1 protein-coding gene is annotated in these 255 nt (G+C 67.8%); it reads left to right on the top strand.

Going from position 1 to position 255, the window contains the following annotated elements; genetic code table 11:
• On the top strand, nt 1–255 hold a 255-nt coding region (locus EXE44_RS19140), incomplete at both ends, for a squalene/phytoene synthase family protein (protein ID WP_158293522.1).

Below are 255 nucleotides of genomic sequence, written 5' to 3'. Positions count from 1 at the left end.
GGAGCGCCTGCGGGAGACCGCCGAGGAGTTCGGCCTCCTCTTACAGCTCGTGAACGTCTCCAAGGACGTCTACGACGACTACACCGAGGAGAACAACGTCTACCTCCCCGCCGAGTGGCTCGAGGCGGAGGGGGTCGATCAGGAGCGCGTCGTTCACCCCGAGAACCGGGAGTCGTCCGCGCGCGTGGTCGACCGCACCGCCGACTACGCCCGGTCGTTCCTCGACGACGCGCAGGCGTACCTCGAGACGATGCC

The organism is Halorubrum sp. SS7 (assembly GCF_005435055.1).
GTDB classification, from domain to species: Archaea; Halobacteriota; Halobacteria; order Halobacteriales; family Haloferacaceae; genus Halorubrum; species Halorubrum salinarum.
This window is presented reverse-complemented; position numbering and strand designations above follow the sequence as displayed.